This window comes from Agrobacterium sp. LY4, assembly GCF_001526585.1.
Taxonomy (GTDB): domain Bacteria; phylum Pseudomonadota; class Alphaproteobacteria; order Rhizobiales; family Rhizobiaceae; genus Agrobacterium; species Agrobacterium leguminum.
On record NZ_ASYA01000001.1, the window covers coordinates 23,887 to 42,463 of the forward strand.

Below are 18,577 nucleotides of genomic sequence, written 5' to 3' on the forward strand. Positions count from 1 at the left end.
GAAAAATGGGACGCCTAAAGCCGGGATGTCGTCCAGCTCTGGCCATTCAGCAGCATAGGCAAAGCCCAAGCTGGCGCTGCCTATAAACTATTCCGGGTGCAATTGAAAGAGGCGATTGACAGCGCCTCTTGAGCCTTGACTTAGCCGAAAACACGCTTCGGCCGGAATTCGCCTTCGCCGATTTCGCCGATGGCGACGAGCTTGCCATGCGCGGTGGCATAGGCTTCCGGATGGTTGGCCGGTGCATCGCGCCCGCGCAGCAGGATGGGGTTGCCCATCTTCAGCCGGTGCGCCTGGTCGTCGTTGATGATGAGGCGGGGAAGGGCGGAAAGCGCCTCGGCCGTGTCGATCAGGAAGGCATCCAGCGCCTCCAGTCGCTCGTCGCGATCCTCCACGGCTTCCAGTGCCGTCAAGGTTTCGAGGGGCACCATCATGTCTTCGCCGAAGGGGGCGACCATGGTGCGGCGCAGTTCCGAAATATGGCCGAAACAGCCGAGATCGCGGCCCATGTCGCGCGCCAGCGCCCGCACATAGGTGCCCTTGCCGCATTCCACTTCGAAATGTGCGGTATTGGCGTCCGGACAGGCAAGCAGCGTCAGGCGATGGATTTCCACCTCGCGCGCGGGAATTTCCACCGTCTCGCCGTCGCGCGCCAGATCGTAGGCGCGCTCGCCAGCGATCTTGATGGCCGAAAATTGCGGCGGCGTCTGCATGATAACGCCAGTATAATTGGGCAGAAGATCGCGGATTGCCTGTTCGTCCGGGCGCTGCTCGGAGGAATCGACCACCTCGCCTTCCAGATCGTCGGTCGAGCGCTGCTCACCCCAGGTCACGGTAAACTCGTAAATCTTCCGGCCGTCCATGACATAGGGGACGGTCTTGGTGGCGTCGCCAAGCGCGATCGGCAGCATGCCGGAAGCAAGCGGATCGAGCGTGCCGGCATGGCCCGCCTTCTGGGCATTGAACAGCCACTTGATCTTGGAAACGGCCTCGGTGGAGCCGAAATCCAGCGGCTTGTCGAGAATGAGCCAACCGGAAATCGGACGGCCCTTGGGTTTGCGGTTCTGCTGTTTGCGTGGTTTGGACATGCTTCAGTTCTGTTCGTCGTCTTTTTCGTTCGAAGGTCCAAGATCGCGCTGCACCTCCGGTGACCGCAGGAGTGCGTCGATCTTCTGGTAGTTGTCGAAACTCGTATCGTCGCGGAAACGCAGTTCCGGCATGTATTTCATCTGCCGAAGCTGCGGGCCGAGACGGCCGCGCATGTATTTTGCATGGCGGTTCAGGGCGCTGATGATATCGGTGTGGTCGGCAACGCCGAGCGGCGTCACGTAGGCGGTGGCGATCTTGAGATCGGGCGACATGCGCACTTCCGAAATGGAAATGACGGTGCTTTCGATCAGATCGTCGCGGATTTCACCGCGCTGGAGAATTTGTGTCAGGGCGGCGCGCACCTGTTCGCCAACACGCAGCATGCGTTGCGAAGGGGCCGATGATGTAGCTTTTGCCATTTTATCTCAGGCTTTTTGTTGTTCGTTGAAGCACAATTGCAGTTCCGATAAGGAGCGGGACGCTTAATGAGGCTGTAATGATGATCCACGATAACGAGTGCAGACAGCCTTCTCTTATCATGGCTTCAATATATGGATCGTTTGGATCTCCAAGAAGAGGCTCGTAAAGCGTAACCATTAGCCCCAGCAGCAAATATAGCATCATGGACCAAACAAGCCAGAACCAGCGCTTATATGCTCCCAGAGCGATCAGCAGAGTCGCCAAGGTCGACCTAATTATCCCGCTTATTATCTCAGAAGACAGGGTAACGACGCCGTCCTCTGGTTCCCATCCTGCTTTGTCGCAAACTTCCGCAATAGCAGGGTGCGCGAAAAGAAAACAGACGGCGAGCAGAGCCGCCGTCCATTTCGTTTTCAGGCCATAAGCCAGCATGGCTTAGAGCGTTCTCGTGATGTGCTCGACGCGGAAGCACTCGATGGTGTCGCCGGCGCGGATGTCTTCGTAGTTTTCGAAGGCCATACCGCATTCCTGACCGACCGGCACTTCTGCCACTTCGTCCTTGAAGCGCTTGAGGGTCTTGAGCTTGCCTTCGTGGATGACGACGTTGTCGCGTACCAGACGCACACCCGCACCACGTTCCACCTTGCCTTCGACGACGCGGCAACCCGCGACCTTGCCGACCTTGGTGATGTTGAACACTTCGAGGATTTCCGCGTTGCCGAGGAAGGTCTCGCGACGTTCCGGCGAAAGCAGGCCCGACATCGCTGCCTTCACGTCATCCACCAGATCGTAGATGATGTTGTAGTAGCGGATTTCGATGCCGGCGCGTTCGGAAGCCGTACGTGCCTGTGCGTTGGCGCGAACGTTGAAGCCGATGATCGCGGCGTTGGAGGCCTCGGCAAGCGAGATATCCGATTCCGTGATGGCGCCAGCGCCCGAGTGAACGATACGAGCGCGGACTTCGTCGGTGCCGAGCTTGTCGAGCGAAGCGATAATGGCTTCGACCGAACCCTGCACGTCTGCCTTGATGACCAGCGGAAATTCCTTCATTCCCGAAGTCTGCAACTGGCTCATCATCTGTTCCAGCGAACCGCGCTGGCCCGTCTGACGTGCGACAGCCTTGTCGCGTGCCAGACGCTGGCGGTACTCGGAAATCTCGCGAGCACGGCTTTCGTTTTCGACAACCGCGAAACGGTCACCGGCAGACGGCGTACCGGAAAGACCGAGAACCTCGACAGGCATGGCCGGACCGGCTTCCTTGACGTGTTCACCCTTGTCGTTGACGAGGGCGCGAACGCGGCCCCACTGGTCGCCGGCCACGATGATCTGACCAGGCTTCAGCGTACCCTTCTGCACGAGAACTGTAGCGACGGCACCACGGCCGCGGTCGAGTTCCGCTTCGATGACGGTACCTTCTGCGGTACGGTTCGGATCTGCCTTGAGATCGAGAATTTCAGCCTGCAGCAGGATCGCTTCAAGCAGTTTGTCGAGACCGAACTGTTTCTTGGCGGAAACTTCCACGTCAAGCACTTCACCGCCCATGGATTCCACGAACACTTCGTGCTGCAGGAGCTGCTGGCGAACCTTTTCCGGGTTTGCCTCGTGCTTGTCGATCTTGTTGATCGCAACGACGATCGGAACACCGGCTGCCTTGGCATGGTTGATGGACTCGATCGTCTGCGGCATCACGCTGTCGTCTGCGGCGACCACCAGAACGGCGATATCCGTCGCCTGCGCACCGCGGGCACGCATGGCCGTAAAGGCGGCGTGGCCGGGGGTGTCGATGAAGGTGATCTTCTGGCCGTTCTTTTCGACCTGATAGGCACCGATATGCTGGGTGATGCCACCGGCTTCGCCTGCGACCACATTCGCCTGACGAATGGCGTCGAGCAGCGAGGTCTTGCCGTGGTCGACGTGGCCCATGATCGTGACAACCGGCGGACGCGGCAGCATTTCGCCTTCGTCGTCTGCCTGGTTGAAGATGCCTTCTTCCACGTCGGATTCGGAAACGCGCTTGACGGTGTGGCCGAATTCGACGGCGATCAGTTCCGCCAGATCGGCGTCGATCACGTCGCCCGGCTTCATCATCTGGCCTTCCTTCATCAGGAACTTGATGACATCGACTGCGCGTTCGGACATGCGCTGCGACAGTTCCTGAATGGTGATGGTTTCCGGCAGGATCACTTCGCGCATGACCTTTTCACGGGTCTCCTGCATCTGGCTGCGGCGGAATTTTTCCTGGCGGCGGCGCATGGATGCCATGGAGCGTCCGCGCGGCGTGCCGTCTTCATCGAGGTTGGACGAGGTAACGGTCAGCTTGCCGCGACGGCGTTCTTCTTCCGTCTTCAGGCGGGCAGCCGGCTTTGCCGGTGCAGGTGCGGCGACCTTGCCACGGACCGGCAGGTTGCCACGGCGTGCACCGCGATCATCCTCGTCGTCGCCATCGGTACGGCGTCCGCGCGGAGCGGCGGTTTCGGGAGTTGCGCGGGCAGGGGCGGCAGCGGCGGGCTGAGGACGGGCCTCGGCGCGCGGCGCCGGCTGGGCGGCGGCCGGCTTTTCATCGACCGGTTCCGGCTTTGCTTCCACGGCGGGCTGGCTTGCTGCTACCTTGGCGGCTGCGGCCTCTTCGACGGCACGGCGTGCGGCTTCTTCCTTTTCGGCGGCGATGCGGCGCTCTTCTTCCACCTTGCGGCGCGCTTCGTCTTCAGCACGCTGCTTGGCTTCGATCACGTCGCGAGCCTGTGCTTCCATCAGTGCGCGGCGGCGGGCTTCCATCTCGCCTGCCGACAGGTCGTGCAGGACGTTGCCGCGCGGACGCTCAGGCTGGCGCTGCTGCGGTGCGGACGAGCCGGGACGCTGCTGCGGCTGGGAGGAACCCGGACGCTGCTGCTGGCCGCTGGGCTGGTGGATGCGCTGCTGCGGCGCCTGCGGACGCGGTGCTGCCGCGGGGGCAGGGGCGGCCGGCTTCGGAGCGGGTGCTGCAACCGAATGAACCTGCTTCTCGTCTTCAGGACGCATGGGGCGGCGCTTGCGTGTTTCCACGACAACCGCGTTCGTGCGACCTCGACCCATATCCTGCCGCACGGTGCCCTGATTCATCCCGCCCGGCTTGAGGGTGAGAGTCTTCTTGGCAGGCGCGTTAAGTGTCTTGTCGTCGTTGTTGTCGGTCATTCCGTTCCCGTTCCTTCGGACGAGAACCGGATGACGTTCATCAGGTCTCGTCGTTCAATTGCTGCATCGGAACGCGGCGACCGTTCATGTCGGGCAACCGCGTCATTGTTCTGTCCGGGCAGCGTCGCGTTCCGCCTGAGATCGACCGCCAAGACGGTACTGCTCAAGCATCGTTGCGCGCTTCACTACACCCTCACCCGCCTGCCCTGCAAGCGCGCAGGCATGGATAAAAGCATTCTGGCCCATCAACTCGTCCATTTCGGCGCCGCTGAAGAGCCGGAAGGACGGAATTTCGTTGCCGGCATCGCTGCCGAGCGCCCAGGCCTTGCGGGCCTGGTCCAGTTTTCTCACGCCGTCGGCCGCAGCATCGGTCGCGTGGAACACGGCAATCGCGTTCCCGGACCGGACGGCGGCATCGACCTTCATCGCGCCGCTGATGAACTGGCCCGCCTTGCGCGCCATGTTCATCATTCCGGCAAGCTGCTGCGCCATCAGCCGGTCGAGAAGAGCAAGAAGCTCCGGTCCGGCCTTGACGTCGCGTTTGAGTGCCCGCGCGAAAAGCTTCTTCGCAATGGCTTTCTCGATCAGGGCGCGCTCGGGTGTTACCCAGCAGCCGCGCCCCGGCAATTGGCGTTTCAGATCCGGAACGACGCTGCCGTCCGGCCCTGCGACGAAGCGGATCAGCTCATCCGGCGATCCGCTTTGCCGTGTCACAATGCACATACGTCCATTGACGTCGCCTTGGAGCCGCCCGTCGTCATCCGTCTCGGGCAGCTCGTCCGGCTCATGCGCCTGCGATGTCATTCCTGTTCGGCGGTATCCGCCTCCTCGGCAGCTTCCGCATCGGTTTCCTCTTCGGAAGCCAGCTCCTCGGCCGTGATCCAGCCTGCCAGAAGACGGGCCTGCACAACCATGTTTTCAGCCTCGACGCGCGATACGTCGAGCTTGGAGAAGATGCCTTCGAACTTCTTCGTCTCGCCGTCCTTGCGCTCGCTCCAGCCGACCAGATCGTCCGCCGCGCAACCGGCAAAGTCCTCGATGGTCTTGATACCGTCTTCACCCAGCGCAACCATCATCTGCGAGGTCAGGCCGTCGATCTGGCGAAGCTCGTCGGTAACACCGAGTTCCTTGCGCTTGGCGTCCATTTCGGCTTCCAGGCGCTCCAGATATTCGCGGGCGCGGGTCTGGATTTCATCGGCGGTGTCTTCGTCGAAACCGTCAATCGACGAAATTTCGTCGAGATCGACATAGGCAAGTTCTTCGACCTGCGCGAAGCCTTCGGAAGCCAGAACCTGGCCGACCATCTCGTCGACGTCGAGGGCGTCCATGAAGAGTGCCGTACGCTCGTTGAATTCCTTCTGGCGGCGCTCGGATTCTTCCTGCTCGGTCATGATGTCGATATCCCAGCCGGTCAGCTGCGATGCCAGACGCACGTTCTGGCCGCGGCGGCCGATGGCGAGCGAAAGCTGCTCGTCGGGAACAACCACTTCGATGCGCTCGGATTCTTCGTCCAGAACCACCTTGGCCACTTCGGCGGGCTGCAGGGCGTTGACGATGAAGGATGCCGGCTCCTGGCTCCACGGAATGATGTCGATCTTTTCGCCCTGCAATTCGCCGACGACGGCCTGAACGCGCGAACCGCGCATACCGACGCAGGCGCCGACCGGATCGATCGATGAGTCATTCGAAATAACGGCGATCTTGGCGCGCGAACCCGGGTCACGGGCAACCGACTTGATCTGGATGATGCCGTCGTAAATTTCCGGAACTTCCATGGTGAAGAGCTTCACCATGAACTGCGGATGGGTACGCGACAGGAAAATCTGCGGGCCGCGCTGCTCGCGGCGAACGTCGTAGACGTAAGCGCGCACGCGGTCACCGTAACGCATGTTTTCACGCGGGATCATCTCGTCACGACGGATGATGCCTTCGCCACGGCCGAGATCGACGATGACATTGCCATATTCGACGCGCTTGACGGTGCCGTTGACGATTTCGCCGATGCGATCCTTGAATTCGTCATACTGGCGGTCGCGTTCGGCTTCGCGCACCTTCTGTACGATCACCTGCTTGGCGGACTGGGCGGCGATGCGGCCGAAATCCATCGGCGGCAGCGGGTCGGCGATGAAGTCGCCGAGCTTGGCGTCGGGGTTGCGGTCGCGGGCAAGTTCGAGCGGGATCTGGGTCGAATAGTCCTCAGCCGCCTCGACCACTTCCAGAAGACGCTGCAGGCGGATTTCGCCGGTCTTGGAGTTGATGTCGGCGCGGATGTTGGTTTCCGAACCATAGCGCGAGCGGGCGGCTTTCTGGATAGCGTCGGCCATTGCGGCAAGCACGATTTCGCGGTCGATGACCTTTTCGCGCGCCACAGCATCGGCGATCTGCAGAAGCTCAAGCCGGTTAGCACTCACTGCCATTTTTCTATCTCCGTAAGTCGCATAATTGCGTTGATCGCCCGTTTTTCGGGCTTTACGTTGGAATTAGTCTTCGTCTGCTTCGTTTTCGTCGTTCTGGTTTGCGGCGGCGGCCTTTGCCGCCTTGTCTGCCCGCAGCGCATCACGAATAAGGTCGTCCGTCAGAATGAGCTTCGCATCGGAAAGCGCGCTGAACGGAATGATGACGGTCGGCTCTTCGCCATAGGCGATCTGGTCGCGTTCCAGCTTGAAGCCATCGGCATTAACCTCGACGATCTTGCCGCGAAACCGCTTGCGGTTTTCGACCAGAATGGAGGTTTCGACCTTCACCAGATGACCCTGCCAGCGGGTGAAATCCGATTTGCGAACCATCGGCCGGTCGATGCCGGGCGAGGAAACTTCGAGATGATACGCTTTATCGACCGGATCTTCCACATCAAGAACCGGTGAAATCGCCATCGAAATGGCTTCGCAGTCCTGAACGGTCATGGTGCCGTCTTCACGCTCGGCCATCACCTGCAGCGTCATGCCGTTCTGGTTGGAGAGCCGCACGCGCACCAGAAGATAGCCCATGCCCGTCAAAACAGGCTCGATAATCTCGGCGATACGCTGGTCGATGCCCGTTTCGGTTATCAGTCGCGGTTCTTGTGCGGTGTCTGCCATCTGGCCTTCCGGTCTTTGATTTTCACCGGGCTCTCAGCCCGTGGTTTCCGGTTCGCCTAACGAAAAAGAGCGGAGCCTTGCGGCCCCACTCTTCATCAAGCGATCAAGAATTTCAGGGGTCATATAGACCCATCGGGGCAGGATTGCAAGGTTTTCGCGGGCGTCTGCGTTACAGTGACGGCTCCGGCCACATTTTCACCCTTACCATGTCGGAAAGGCTGGCATGATTGCCGGCACTGTCTATAGTTGCCGTTTGACAAATCGCAGTTGCATCAAGTGGACAGAGCGTGCCTGACCGTAAATCGCCACTCGCGCCTTTAAGGCATTTGACTTACAGACGAATCTGGATCGCCAGCCTTGCCTCGAATTTCGGCGGACTGATCCAGGCGGTGGGCGCCGCGTGGATGATGACGTCGCTCTCAAGTTCGGAAAACATGATCGCGCTGGTGCAGGCCTCCACCTCTTTGCCGATCATGCTGTTCTCGCTGATTTCAGGCGCGCTGGCCGATAGTTTCGACCGCCGCCGCATCATGATTTCGGCGCAGCTTTTGATGCTGACGGCCTCCGTGCTGCTGACGGTGTTCGCCTGGTCCGGCTGGCTCACGCCGTGGCTTCTGCTCTTCTTCACCTTCATGATCGGCTGCGGCACGGCGCTCAACAACCCGTCCTGGCAGGCCTCCGTCGGCGAAATGGTGCCGCGCGAGGATTTGCCGGCCGCCGTGACGCTGAACAGCGTTGGCTTCAACATCACCCGCAGTGTCGGCCCGGCGATCGGCGGCATCATCGTCGCGGCTGCCGGCGCCGCTGCCGCGTTTTTCGTGAATGCGCTGAGCTACTTCACGCTGATCTACGCCCTGTTTCGCTGGCAGCCGCCCAAATACGCCTCGACCCTGCCGCGCGAGCAGCTTCTGGCCGCCATTTCGGCCGGCATGCGTTATGTGGCGATGTCGCCCAACATCGGCAAGGTGCTGGTGCGCGGCTTCCTTTTCGGCCTTTCCGCCAGCGCCATCCTTGCCTTGATGCCCATCGTCGCCCGCGATCTCGTCGAAGGCGGCCCTCTGACCTATGGCGTCATGCTGGGCGCCTTCGGCGTCGGCGCCATTGGCGGTGCGCTGACAGCGCCAGATTGCGCGAGGTCCTGTCCAGCGAATGGATCGTGCGCGTCGCATTTCTGGGCTTCGCCTTCAGCGCTGGCGTAACGGCGGTCAGCACCAGTGCGATCGTCACCTCGCTGGTTCTGACCGTTGCCGGCGCCTGCTGGGTTCTGGCGCTGTCGCTCTTCAACACCATCGTCCAGCTCTCAACCCCGCGCTGGGTGGTAGGCCGAGCGCTCTCGCTCTACCAGACGCTCACCTTCGGCGGCATTGCGGTCGGCAGTTGGCTGTGGGGCGAGCTGGCGGAAGATTACGGTATTTCCTATTCGCTGCTCTGTTCGTGCGCACTGATGCTGCTCGGCGTCGTCGTCGGTCTCAAGCTCGCCATGCCGGCCTTCGCTTCGCTCAATCTCGATCCGCTCAACCGCTTCGTGGAACCGCCGCTGAGGCTGGATATCAAGCCGCGCAGCGGCCCCATCGCCATCCTCATCGACTATGAAATTCACGACGAGGACCTCGGCGAATTCCTGCCGCTGATGGCCGAGCGCCGCCGTATCCGCATCCGGGATGGTGCCCGCAACTGGAACCTGATGCGCGATCTGGAAAACCCCGACATCTGGACCGAAAGTTACCATGTGCCGACCTGGGTGGAATATGTCCGCCACAACCACCGCCGCACCCAGGCGGATGCGGAGGCCTGGGATCGGCTGCTCGAGCTTCACCGCGGCAAGACACGGCCGCGCGTGCACCGGATGATCGAGCGGCAGACCATTCCGCCGACCGACGATATTTTTCATAAGCCCCACACCGATCAGCATTGAGAGGCGAGGGCTAAAAGCGGATTATCTCAGCTTCGCCTTCAGCGTCGCATCCGGAAAACATGTAGGCGCAAGACCGTTTTTCGCCTGCCAGTCGCCGAGTGAGCGGCGCGTCTTGAAGCCCGCCAACCCGTCCGCCTTGCCGACATCGTAACCCTTGGCCACCAGTGCCTTCTGCATGGCGAGAACATCCGAGCGCAGCATCGATCCGACATTGCCCCATTCACCCTTGAACGGGCCCGCCCCATGGGCGATGCGGTCGGCGAGATTGCCGATGAACAGCGCATAGAGATCGGAATTGTTATATTCCTTGATGACGTAGAAATTTGGCGTTACCACGAATTCCGGCCCGTGCCGTCCGGCCGGCACCAGCATCATGCCATCGGCGGATAGGTCGTTGGCCGGAAAGGCTTTTCCGGAAATGCGGGTAATGCCCATCTTCGCCCAGTCGGCTACCGGCCGGGCAAGATCAGGGCCTTCCTGCGCGCAGGAGACATTGGCGGGGATCGAGACTTCGAAGCCCCAGTCGCGATTGCGCTGCCAGCCGCGCTGGGAAAGGTAGTTCGCTATGGATGCCAGCGCGTCCGGTACGGAATTCCAGATATCGCGATGGCCGTCGCCATCGAAATCCACGGCATATTTGAGATAGCTCGACGGCATGAATTGCGGCTGGCCGAGCGCGCCGGCCCAGGAGCCCATCATGCGCGAGGCTGCGATATCACCGCTTTCGACGATCTTCAGCGCATCGATCAGCTCGGCGCGGAACATCTCCTTGCGGGTCGACATATAGGCTTTCGTCGCCAGCACATTGACCACGGAATGCGGCAGTTTCGCCCTGCCGAAACCGGATTCGCGGCCCCATATCGCAACGACGATATCACCGGGCACACCGTATTTCGCCTCGATTCTGCGCAGCGTCGCCGCATGGGTGGCGGCAAGTGAACGACCGGTGCCGGCAAGCCCCTGCAGCCGCTTTTCGGAGAAATAGGCACCGGGCGAGGAGAATTCCGCCTGACTCTGGCTCTGTTCCTTCGGTGGCTTCTGGCCGGGAATGACAAGATCGGGCAGGTTCCAGCTGATGGACAGACCGCTGAGCGTAGCTTCAAGCGTCTTTTGCGAAATGCCGGCCTTGCGGGCTTCCGGCCAGATTTCCTTTTTCAGCCAGGCATTAAATTCAGCGTCATATCGGGCTGCCGCTGCTCCTGTCGGTGCCGATTGCGCCAAGGCCGGCGTGGCTGAAAAAACGGAAAGAAGTGCAGCCAGTGCCTTCGGGGCAAAATGGTTTCGCATTCGGTCTCCTCTTTGAATGACGGGGAGGGAGGGCGGCTTCAGATCGTCGTGCGCGCCCGAAGCGCCGCCGTCAATGTACCCTCGTCGAGATAATCGAGTTCACCGCCCACCGGCACGCCATGCGCAAGCCGGGTGATCTTGATGTCCAGACCGGAAAGGCGGTCGGTGATGTAGTGGGCGGTTGCCTGCCCCTCCACCGTCGCATTGACGGCGATGATAAGCTCGCGGATACCGCCGGCGCTGACACGGTCGATCAGGCCTTTGATATTCAAATCCTCCGGCCCGACGCCGTCGAGCGGCGACAGCGTGCCGCCGAGAACGTGATAGGCGGTGTTCATCGCGCCCGTCCGCTCCAGCGCCCAAAGATCCGACACGTCTTCCACCACGATGATGACCGACTGGTCGCGCCGGTCGTCGGTGCAGACGGTGCAGGGATCGATTGTATCGACATTGCCGCAGCAGGAGCAGATCTTCACCTTGTCGTAGGCCTCGCCCATGGCATGGCCCAGCGGCCCGAGAAGCTGTTCCTTCTTCTTGATGAGATGCAACGCCGCCCGCCGCGCCGAACGGGGCCCAAGCCCCGGCACTTTTGCCAGAAGCTGGATCAGTTTTTCAATTTCGGGACCGGTGACTCGTTTTGCCATGAGCGCTTTCTACTGCATAAATCGGGAAACGGGAATCATGAAGCGCAAAGGGCAGTCCATGAAAATCAGGGCGGTATGCCGGGGCGAGGCAAAAAGCCTGCCGGGAAAGACGGCGAAGACGGGAATCTTCAAACATGCCGTGCAGGGCCCGGTCATGGTGGATGCCGAAGGTATCGTCAGCGACGCCGTCTGCAATCGCAAACATCATGGCGGGCCGGATCAGGCGATTTACGTCATGGGGTCCATCGATCTCGACTTCTGGTCCCGCTCTCTCGGTTTTGTGGTCGAACCGGGATTTTTCGGCGAAAACCTCGTGCTGGAGGGGGTGGACAGCGCAAAACTCCATGTCGGCGACAGGTTCTCGGCCAGCGAAGTCCTGCTGGAGGTAACCGCCGCCCGCATTCCCTGCGCCACCCTGTCAGCCCGCATCGGCGATCCCGATTTCGCACCGCGCTTCCGGCAGGCGGGCCAGCCGGGTTTTTATTGCCGGGTGCTGAAAGGCGGAATGCTCGCCGCCGGGGAGGATATCGCCTTCGCACCTTATCAGGGAACGAAACTGGCCATACCGACTATTCTACAGCGCTTCCGCCCCATGCAGCTCGACATGGCCGAACGCAGGGCCTATCTCGAAACGCCGCTTGCAAGCCGGTTTCGCGCGATGCTGGAAGCCTAACCCTTTCTAGACGCGAGGACGGCGTGCATCACGCCATCCTCTTCGGTCGGATTATATCAGAACGGGAATTTCATGCCGGGCGGCAGCGGCAGGCCGGCGGTCAGGCCCGCCATCTTTTCCTGCGCCTGCGCTTCGCCCTTTTCCTTGGCGTCCTTGTGGGCAGCAACGATCAGGTCTTCGAGGATTTCCACCTCGTCTTCCTTGAACAGCGAAGGATCGATTTTCAGGCCGCGCATTTCGCCCTTGCCGTTGAGAATGACGGTCACGAGGCCGCCACCGGCCCTGCCTTCGACTTCAAGGGCGGCGATTTCTTCCTGCACCTTCTCCATCTTGGACTGCATTTCCTTGACCTTGCCCATCATGCCCATGATGTCACGCATGTGCCAATCTCCTGTTCTTTTTGTTTAAAACTCGATGTCGTCGCCGGGAAGGATGTCGCCTTCGCTCGATTCGGCAACCGATGGCGGTGCGATCTCTTCGGCCTCATCCTGTGCGGCGGCGCGGATGCGTACGTCGGTGATCTTTGCGCCGGGAAACTGCGCCAGAATGGCGGCAACGTCAGGATCCTGACGCGCATCGACAAGACGGGCATCCCGGGCATTGCCTTCTGCTTCGACAAGGGTTGGCTCGCCCTGTTCCTTGCTGAGGCTGACGATCCAGTGGATACCGGTCCATTCCTTGAGCTTGACGCCAAGCTCACCCGGCAGAGAGCCGGGCGCGCCTTCGCCGAGGCGCATATCAAGCCGGCCTGGCTCCAGCCGCACCATCCGCACAAAGTTGCGCACCTTGGCCCGCATGACGGGATCGCGGTTCTTCTGGCAAAGATCGGCAATATCCTGCACCGAATTGACGGGAACTCTCGGCTCCGGCCGCTCTTCGGTTTTCGGTGCCGCGACCTGCATCTCCTGCGGGCGGCTGTCCGGAACCGCGCGCAGCACGGCGGAGGCCTGCGGTGTCGTCTGGCGCTGGGCGGGAAGATCGACAGGTCTTCCCGCAGCCACGGTCTGTCCTGACGAATAGGCGCGGGCACCGCCGCCATTGCCGCCGCCCGAAGGGCCACCATTGGCGTAGCCGCCGTCACCGTTCGAAAGCTCCGCCAAGCGCCGCGCGGCATCTTCAGGTGCGGGCAGATTGGCGGCATGCGAAAGCCGGATCAGCACCATTTCGGCCGCACCCGCCGGACGCGAAGCGTTTTCCGTTTCCGGAATGCCCTTCAGCAGCATCTGCCAGATGCGCGACAGCGCGGTTACCGCAATCGTCTCGGCAAATTCCGCGCCGCGCCCGCGCTCGATCTCGGAAAGCGAGGGGTCTTCCGCCGCGTCAGGCACGTATTTCATGCGGGTGACGAGATGGGTGAAATCGGCAAGATCGTTCAACACGACGACAGGGTTTGCGCCTGCCTCATATTGCCCGTTGAACTCCGAAAGGGCGGCTGCGACATCGCCTTTGACGACATACTGGAAAAGATCGACGATACGTGCACGGTCGGCAAGGCCGAGCATGCCGCGCACGGCCTCGGCTTCAACGCGGCCTCCACCATGAGCAATCGCCTGATCGAGCAGGGAAAGGCCGTCACGGGCGGACCCTTCGGCCGCGCGGGCGATCATCGAAAGGGCCTGCGGATCGGCTTCGAAACCTTCCTTGCCGGCAATGGCGGTGAACAGGCCGACCAGATCGGCGGCGCTGATGCGGCGCAGGTCAAAGCGCTGGCAGCGCGACAGAACGGTAATTGGAACCTTGCGAATTTCAGTAGTTGCGAAGATGAATTTCACATGTTCCGGCGGCTCTTCAAGGGTCTTAAGAAGACCGTTGAAGGCCTGCGTCGACAGCATGTGCACTTCGTCGATGATATAGACTTTATAGCGTGCCGAAACCGGGCGGTAACGCACCTGTTCGATGATCTCGCGAATATCGTCGATACCGGTATGGGAGGCGGCGTCCATCTCGATCACGTCGACATGCCGGCCTTCCATGATCGCCTGGCAATGTTCACCCGGAATGCGCAGGTCGATGGTCGGCTTGTCGATGGTGTCGGTCTTGTAATTCAGCGCACGGGCAAGAATGCGGGCCGTGGTCGTCTTGCCCACGCCGCGAACGCCGGTCAGCATATAAGCCTGCGCGATACGCCCGGTCTCGAACGCGTTGGTCAGCGTGCGGACCATCGGCTCCTGGCCGACCATCAGATCGGAAAAATCCTTGGGGCGATATTTGCGCGCCAGTACCCGGTAGCCGGTCCCGACCTGGGATTCGCTTGATGTGGTGGGTACGGTGTCGCTCATTGCCTCGCCAGTTTGTTTTGCCAGTTGTCTTGGGGCGCTGAACTGGCCCGGCGAAAGCTGAGCACGTCTTTTAAAAAGGTGGGAGGCTGGCACGGCGACCCGTGCCGGGCTCGTTAGGGCTGCTTCCTTCCGGACCTGACCCGGTTGGCGAGTGGCTCGTCCACCACCAACCTCCCGGGGCCACATATCGGCAATATCGAAAGCAAATGCAAGCCAAGCCTTCAAAAAACTGCTATCACAATGAAAACAAACATGGAGGACACCTTGGAGACATTCCGGCTGGACGACAGACTGGCGCGCGACAGCGTGCTTGTGACGCGTTTGGGACTATGTGAACTGCGTTTGCAAAACGACAACCGCTGGCCCTGGCTGGTGCTGGTGCCGCAACGAGACGGCGTCAGTGAATTGTTCGATCTCACCCCGCTTGATCAGGCCGTGCTGACATTCGAGACCAATCTCGTCGCGTCTGCCTTGAAAGAAATCACCGGAGCCACCAAGATTAATGTCGGTGCTTTGGGCAATATCGTCCGGCAGCTTCATGTCCATATAATCGCTCGCAATGAAGGCGACACCTGCTGGCCGGGTCCCATCTGGGGTCACGGAACGCCTGTGCCCTATGCCGCGGGCGAAAAGGAAACTTTGATGAAAAAAATCTCCGGCGCGCTCTGATGATTTCCATGAAAATTTTTGAAACCACTGCCCCCCATCCCGAAGCAAGCCTGCTGACAGCCTTTTCCAAGAACGCCCTCGACCGTTTCGCTGAAAAGCGGACGGAGGAGTGCGTTGCCGATGCGCTGAAAGTCGATGGCACCCATATTTTTGCCTTTTCGGGCAACCGACTTGTCCTGAAGCATGACGAACAGGTCATCGACCCCCTGTTTTCCGCTTATGAGCTGGCTGAACTGCAGCCGGATTTCGACAATGCCGTGCTGCTCGGATATCGCGAAACCGGCGAGCCGAGAATTGCGGTGCCGGTCGCCGTAGCCGAGGACCAGCTGGCCAGCCACTATAAACTCGCCGACGCCCGCACCCTTTATCGCGACCATCTTCTCGATGAGGAATTGCTGAGCGAGGTTGCCCAGGCCGTCAGCCTTACCCACTGGAACGCCGACAATCGGTTTTGCGGTAAGTGCGGCGGCACCATGGAACTGCGCATCGGCGGCTACAAGCGTATCTGCGCCGCCTGCAACCACACGATTTTTCCCCGCACCGATCCCGTCGTCATCATGATGACGATCGATATCGAGCGTGATCTTTGCCTGCTTGGCCGTGGTGCGCATTTTGCACCGGGCATGTATTCGTGCCTTGCCGGTTTTGTGGAGCCGGGCGAAACCATCGAGCAGGCCGTCCGCCGCGAAACGCATGAGGAATCCGGTGTTGAAGTCGGTCGCGTGCGTTATCACGCGTCGCAGCCTTGGCCGATGCCGCATACGCTGATGATCGGCTGTTATGCCGAGGCACTGTCTTTCGATATTGCCCGCGATGAGATCGAACTGGAGGATTGCCGCTGGTTCACACGGGCGGAAGTCGCTAAGATGCTGGAAACGGCGACGGGTGAGGGCTTTTCCGCGCCTCCCGGTGGCGCCATCGCGCATCGGATGATGCGCGATTGGGTGGAATGGACGAAATAATCGCGTTCGGCAGGCTCAACCCTGGTTGAGCTTGCCGCGCATCGCATGGCCCTTGTAGACACCGAGAATGCGGACTTTTTCGGAGAAGAAGCGCAACTCGTCCAGCGCATGCCGCACCGGCTCGTCATCGGGATGGCCCTCAATATCGGCATAAAACTGCGTTGCTACGAATTTGCCGCCGAGCTGGTAGCTTTCGAGCTTCGTCATGTTGATGCCGTTTGTCGCAAAGCCGCCCATGGCTTTGTAGAGCGCGGCCGGAATATTGCGGACGTTGAAGACAAAGGTGGTGACGACGATTTCGTCGCTAGACTGACGCTTGGCCCAATTTTCATCGCGGGAAAGCACAACGAAACGCGTGACGTTGTTTTCCGAATCCTCGACGTTTTCAGCGAGAATATCGAGGCCGTAGAGATTGGCGGCAAGGCGCGGCGCAAGTGCCGCCATGCTGCGGTCGCCCTTTTCTGAAACGAGCCTTGCGGAGCCCGCCGTATCGCCGGCGATGACGGGCTTCCAGCCGTTGGAACGGATGATTTTCCGGCACTGGCCAAGCGCGTGAATGTGGCTGTGGACGGTGCGGATTTCATCCTTCTTCACGCCCGGCATCACCATCAACTGGAAGCGGATCGGCATGAAATATTCGCCGATGATGTGTAGGCGCGATTCCGGCAGCAGGTGATGAATATCCGCAACGCGGCCGGCCAGCGTGTTCTCGATCGGGATCATGCCGAGATCGGCTTCGCCATTTTCAATGGCGTTGAAGGCATCCTCGAATGTCGGGCACGGCAAAGGCTCCATATCCGGGAACATGTCGCGGCAGGCCATATCGGAATTCGCGCCGAATTCGCCCTGGAAGGCAATGCGATTTGTGCTCAAGGTCATGGGACTGTCCGTTAGAGGGTTCTGCTTACGAGAATTTTGCGGGCTTTTTCCAGATCGTGCGGCGTGTCGACGCCGAGCGGCACGGAACTGACGATTTCGGCGTCGATGCGCATGCCGGCTTCCAGCGCGCGCAGCTGTTCCAGCCGCTCGCGTTTTTCCAGCGGCGAGGGCGGCAGGCTCACGAATGTCTCGAGTGCTGCGCGGCGATAGGTATAAAGCCCGATGTGGTGATAAAGCGGTCCATCGCCATAAGGGGCGGTGGTGCGGGTAAAATAAAGCGCGCGCAATCGCGACTCGGAAAGCGGGCTGCCCACCACTTTCACCACGTTCGGATTGGTTTTTTCTTCCTCGTCGGTGATTTCGACCGTCAGTGTCGCAATATCGACGGCGGCATTTTCCAGCGGACGCAGCGAAGCGCGGATCGTCTCCGCTTCGATGGTCGGAAGATCGCCCTGGACATTGATGACATATTCCGCCTTGCCATAGGGATCGGCTTTCTGCAGCGCCTCGAAAATGCGGTCCGAGCCGGATTGGTGGTCGTCGCGCGTCATCATCACGTCGAAACCGGCATTTTTGACGGCCGAAAACACCTGTTCGTCATCGACGGCTACAACGATTCGCTCTGCGCCGGCCTCGCGTGCGCGCAGCGCCACCTGCACGATCATCGGCTTGCCGCCGATGTCGGCGAGCGGCTTGCCCGGCAGGCGCGTGGATGCCATCCGCGCCGGTATGAGGACGACAGCTTTCTCGAAATCCCGATTCTTCATCCGACACCCTTCAAATCCCGCCCGAAAAGTGTCAAAACGTCACGGTGTGGGGAGCATTATTCAAGTTGCGCAGGCTGTGCAAAAGCCATAGCTTTCGAGCAATTTCAAGATGCCCGTTATATCAAGCGGATGCGAGGGAGCGCATATAGATGAATTCTTATGTAAATATGGGCGTTGGGGCGTTGCTTGGCACGGTTTTCGTCCTGATGTCGGTGTCGATTGCGTCTGAGGGCATTTTCCATGCGCCTGCGCCCGAAAAGGAAGGTTACGCCATTGCTGCGGCAGAGGGTGGCGGCGAAGCAGCCGGCGGAGAAGCCGCTGCCGCGGCGACGCCGATCGCACAATTGCTTGCGAGCGCCGATGCCGCCAAGGGTGAGACGGTCTTCAAGAAGTGTACGAGCTGTCATACCGGAGAGAGTGGTGGTGCAAACAAGGTCGGCCCCAATCTCTTCGATATCGTCAACCGGCCGATCGCCAGCCATGAAGGTTTCAGCTACTCCGCAGGGATGAAGGATTTCTCCAAGGGCGGTTCCGTGCATTGGGATTACGATCATCTCAGCTTCTTCCTCGAAGCTCCCAAGAAACACGTTCCCGGCACGGCCATGGGCTTTGCGGGAGTGAAGAAGGAGGCGGAACGCGCCGATCTCATCGCTTATCTGCGGACGCTGTCGGCAAACCCGGCACCGCTTCCGGATCCCGCTGCGGCTCCCGCGTCGACAAACTAATCGTTACGATGGTTTCATGA

At 60.5% G+C, this 18,577-nt stretch carries 17 protein-coding genes, 1 other RNA gene and 1 pseudogene; 5 read left to right on the forward strand and 14 right to left on the reverse strand.

All coding sequences use genetic code 11. The annotated features are described in order from the left end of the window. Positions 1–140: 140 nt before the first annotated feature. From truB to rimP, 7 genes are all read right to left on the reverse strand, one after another. Positions 141–1,088: a tRNA pseudouridine(55) synthase TruB gene (truB, locus tag L904_RS00115; RefSeq protein ID WP_020812680.1), complete on the reverse strand. Its 948-nt coding sequence runs from the start codon at positions 1,086–1,088 to the stop codon at positions 141–143. 3 nt (positions 1,089–1,091) lie between these two features. Next, a complete protein-coding gene (rbfA, locus tag L904_RS00120; RefSeq protein ID WP_020812679.1) occupies positions 1,092–1,508 on the reverse strand; it encodes a 30S ribosome-binding factor RbfA in 417 nt (138 codons plus the stop codon). A gap of 1 nt (position 1,509) precedes the next feature. Beyond that, positions 1,510–1,941 (reverse strand): hypothetical protein, encoded by a 432-nt coding sequence (locus L904_RS00125; RefSeq protein ID WP_020812678.1) that lies wholly within the window; start codon positions 1,939–1,941, stop codon positions 1,510–1,512. 3 nt (positions 1,942–1,944) lie between these two features. After that, the gene (gene infB / locus L904_RS00130) at positions 1,945–4,680 is read right to left on the reverse strand and encodes a translation initiation factor IF-2 (RefSeq protein ID WP_020812677.1); all 2,736 of its coding nucleotides are present in this window, start codon (positions 4,678–4,680) and stop codon (positions 1,945–1,947) included. Between the two features lie 102 nt (positions 4,681–4,782). After that, positions 4,783–5,484 carry an RNA-binding protein gene (locus tag L904_RS00135; protein ID WP_035260379.1) on the reverse strand — a complete coding sequence of 234 codons (702 nt, stop codon included), beginning with the start codon at positions 5,482–5,484 and terminating at the stop codon, positions 4,783–4,785. Then, on the reverse strand, positions 5,481–7,097 hold the full coding sequence (gene nusA / locus L904_RS00140) for a transcription termination factor NusA (protein ID WP_035260381.1): 1,617 nt from the start codon (positions 7,095–7,097) through the stop codon (positions 5,481–5,483). Before nusA ends, L904_RS00135 begins: the two co-directional genes overlap by 4 nt. A gap of 63 nt (positions 7,098–7,160) precedes the next feature. Beyond that, positions 7,161–7,757, reverse strand: a complete 597-nt coding sequence (rimP, locus tag L904_RS00145) for a ribosome maturation factor RimP (protein ID WP_003507173.1) — start codon at positions 7,755–7,757, stop codon at positions 7,161–7,163. A gap of 287 nt (positions 7,758–8,044) precedes the next feature. Between rimP and L904_RS00150 the strand changes: the two are divergent. Further along, positions 8,045–9,672: pseudogene (locus tag L904_RS00150) on the forward strand (MFS transporter). Between the two features lie 21 nt (positions 9,673–9,693). On the opposite strand, the gene L904_RS00155 reads toward L904_RS00150, so the two are convergent. Together L904_RS00155 and recR are read right to left on the reverse strand one after the other, a co-directional pair. After that, positions 9,694–10,959, reverse strand: coding sequence for a lytic murein transglycosylase (locus L904_RS00155; RefSeq protein ID WP_059762461.1), 1,266 nt, complete (start codon positions 10,957–10,959; stop codon positions 9,694–9,696). A 38-nt stretch (positions 10,960–10,997) separates the two neighbouring features. Then, positions 10,998–11,603, reverse strand: coding sequence for a recombination mediator RecR (gene recR / locus L904_RS00160; RefSeq protein ID WP_003524309.1), 606 nt, complete (start codon positions 11,601–11,603; stop codon positions 10,998–11,000). 37 nt (positions 11,604–11,640) lie between these two features. Between recR and L904_RS00165 the strand changes: the two genes are divergently transcribed. Next, positions 11,641–12,276 carry an MOSC domain-containing protein gene (locus L904_RS00165; RefSeq protein WP_035261490.1) on the forward strand — a complete coding sequence of 212 codons (636 nt, stop codon included), beginning with the start codon at positions 11,641–11,643 and terminating at the stop codon, positions 12,274–12,276. Positions 12,277–12,332: 56 nt separating this feature from the next. On the opposite strand, the gene L904_RS00170 is transcribed toward L904_RS00165, so the two are convergent. The 3 genes from L904_RS00170 to ffs all read right to left on the reverse strand — a co-directional run bounded on the left by L904_RS00170 (position 12,333) and on the right by ffs (position 14,730). Continuing rightward, positions 12,333–12,656 (reverse strand): YbaB/EbfC family nucleoid-associated protein, encoded by a 324-nt coding sequence (locus L904_RS00170; protein ID WP_003507179.1) that lies wholly within the window; start codon positions 12,654–12,656, stop codon positions 12,333–12,335. A 24-nt stretch (positions 12,657–12,680) separates the two neighbouring features. Further along, positions 12,681–14,555 carry a DNA polymerase III subunit gamma/tau gene (locus L904_RS00175; RefSeq protein ID WP_035261493.1) on the reverse strand — a complete coding sequence of 625 codons (1,875 nt, stop codon included), beginning with the start codon at positions 14,553–14,555 and terminating at the stop codon, positions 12,681–12,683. 78 nt (positions 14,556–14,633) lie between these two features. Continuing rightward, positions 14,634–14,730, reverse strand: an RNA gene (ffs, locus tag L904_RS00180) — signal recognition particle sRNA small type. A 65-nt stretch (positions 14,731–14,795) separates the two neighbouring features. Here ffs and L904_RS00185 point away from each other — a divergent pair. Continuing rightward, positions 14,796–15,224, forward strand: coding sequence for an HIT domain-containing protein (locus tag L904_RS00185; protein ID WP_003524313.1), 429 nt, complete (start codon positions 14,796–14,798; stop codon positions 15,222–15,224). Next, on the forward strand, positions 15,224–16,186 hold the full coding sequence (gene nudC, locus L904_RS00190; protein ID WP_080707264.1) for an NAD(+) diphosphatase: 963 nt from the start codon (positions 15,224–15,226) through the stop codon (positions 16,184–16,186). Before L904_RS00185 ends, nudC begins: the two co-directional genes overlap by 1 nt. Before the next feature lie 15 nt (positions 16,187–16,201). On the opposite strand, the gene L904_RS00195 is transcribed toward nudC, so the two are convergent. Both L904_RS00195 and L904_RS00200 read right to left on the reverse strand, forming a co-directional pair. Then, entirely contained in the window at positions 16,202–17,065 is an 864-nt protein-coding gene (locus L904_RS00195; protein WP_003524315.1) for a prephenate dehydratase, read from the reverse strand. 11 nt (positions 17,066–17,076) lie between these two features. Next, complete coding sequence (locus L904_RS00200; RefSeq protein WP_035261495.1) at positions 17,077–17,832, reverse strand: 3-deoxy-manno-octulosonate cytidylyltransferase; 756 nt, start codon at positions 17,830–17,832, stop codon at positions 17,077–17,079. 149 nt (positions 17,833–17,981) lie between these two features. Between L904_RS00200 and L904_RS00205 the strand changes: the two genes are divergently transcribed. Next, positions 17,982–18,557, forward strand: coding sequence for a cytochrome c family protein (locus L904_RS00205; RefSeq protein WP_035261499.1), 576 nt, complete (start codon positions 17,982–17,984; stop codon positions 18,555–18,557). Positions 18,558–18,577 lie beyond the last annotated feature (20 nt).

Coding starts and splice junctions, on each gene's coding strand:
- L904_RS00175 (WP_035261493.1), bottom strand. CDS start 14,555: ATGAGCGACACCGTACCCACCACATCAAGCGAATCCCAGGTCGGGACC.
- L904_RS00135 (WP_035260379.1), bottom strand. CDS start 5,484: ATGACATCGCAGGCGCATGAGCCGGACGAGCTGCCCGAGACGGATGAC.
- nusA (WP_035260381.1), bottom strand. CDS start 7,097: ATGGCAGTGAGTGCTAACCGGCTTGAGCTTCTGCAGATCGCCGATGCT.
- truB (WP_020812680.1), bottom strand. CDS start 1,088: ATGTCCAAACCACGCAAACAGCAGAACCGCAAACCCAAGGGCCGTCCG.
- L904_RS00200 (WP_035261495.1), bottom strand. CDS start 17,832: ATGAAGAATCGGGATTTCGAGAAAGCTGTCGTCCTCATACCGGCGCGG.
- L904_RS00155 (WP_059762461.1), bottom strand. CDS start 10,959: ATGCGAAACCATTTTGCCCCGAAGGCACTGGCTGCACTTCTTTCCGTT.
- recR (WP_003524309.1), bottom strand. CDS start 11,603: ATGGCAAAACGAGTCACCGGTCCCGAAATTGAAAAACTGATCCAGCTT.
- L904_RS00165 (WP_035261490.1), top strand. CDS start 11,641: ATGAAGCGCAAAGGGCAGTCCATGAAAATCAGGGCGGTATGCCGGGGC.
- L904_RS00185 (WP_003524313.1), top strand. CDS start 14,796: ATGAAAACAAACATGGAGGACACCTTGGAGACATTCCGGCTGGACGAC.
- nudC (WP_080707264.1), top strand. CDS start 15,224: ATGATTTCCATGAAAATTTTTGAAACCACTGCCCCCCATCCCGAAGCA.
- infB (WP_020812677.1), bottom strand. CDS start 4,680: ATGACCGACAACAACGACGACAAGACACTTAACGCGCCTGCCAAGAAG.
- L904_RS00195 (WP_003524315.1), bottom strand. CDS start 17,065: ATGACCTTGAGCACAAATCGCATTGCCTTCCAGGGCGAATTCGGCGCG.
- rimP (WP_003507173.1), bottom strand. CDS start 7,757: ATGGCAGACACCGCACAAGAACCGCGACTGATAACCGAAACGGGCATC.
- L904_RS00125 (WP_020812678.1), bottom strand. CDS start 1,941: ATGCTGGCTTATGGCCTGAAAACGAAATGGACGGCGGCTCTGCTCGCC.
- L904_RS00170 (WP_003507179.1), bottom strand. CDS start 12,656: ATGCGTGACATCATGGGCATGATGGGCAAGGTCAAGGAAATGCAGTCC.
- rbfA (WP_020812679.1), bottom strand. CDS start 1,508: ATGGCAAAAGCTACATCATCGGCCCCTTCGCAACGCATGCTGCGTGTT.
- L904_RS00205 (WP_035261499.1), top strand. CDS start 17,982: ATGAATTCTTATGTAAATATGGGCGTTGGGGCGTTGCTTGGCACGGTT.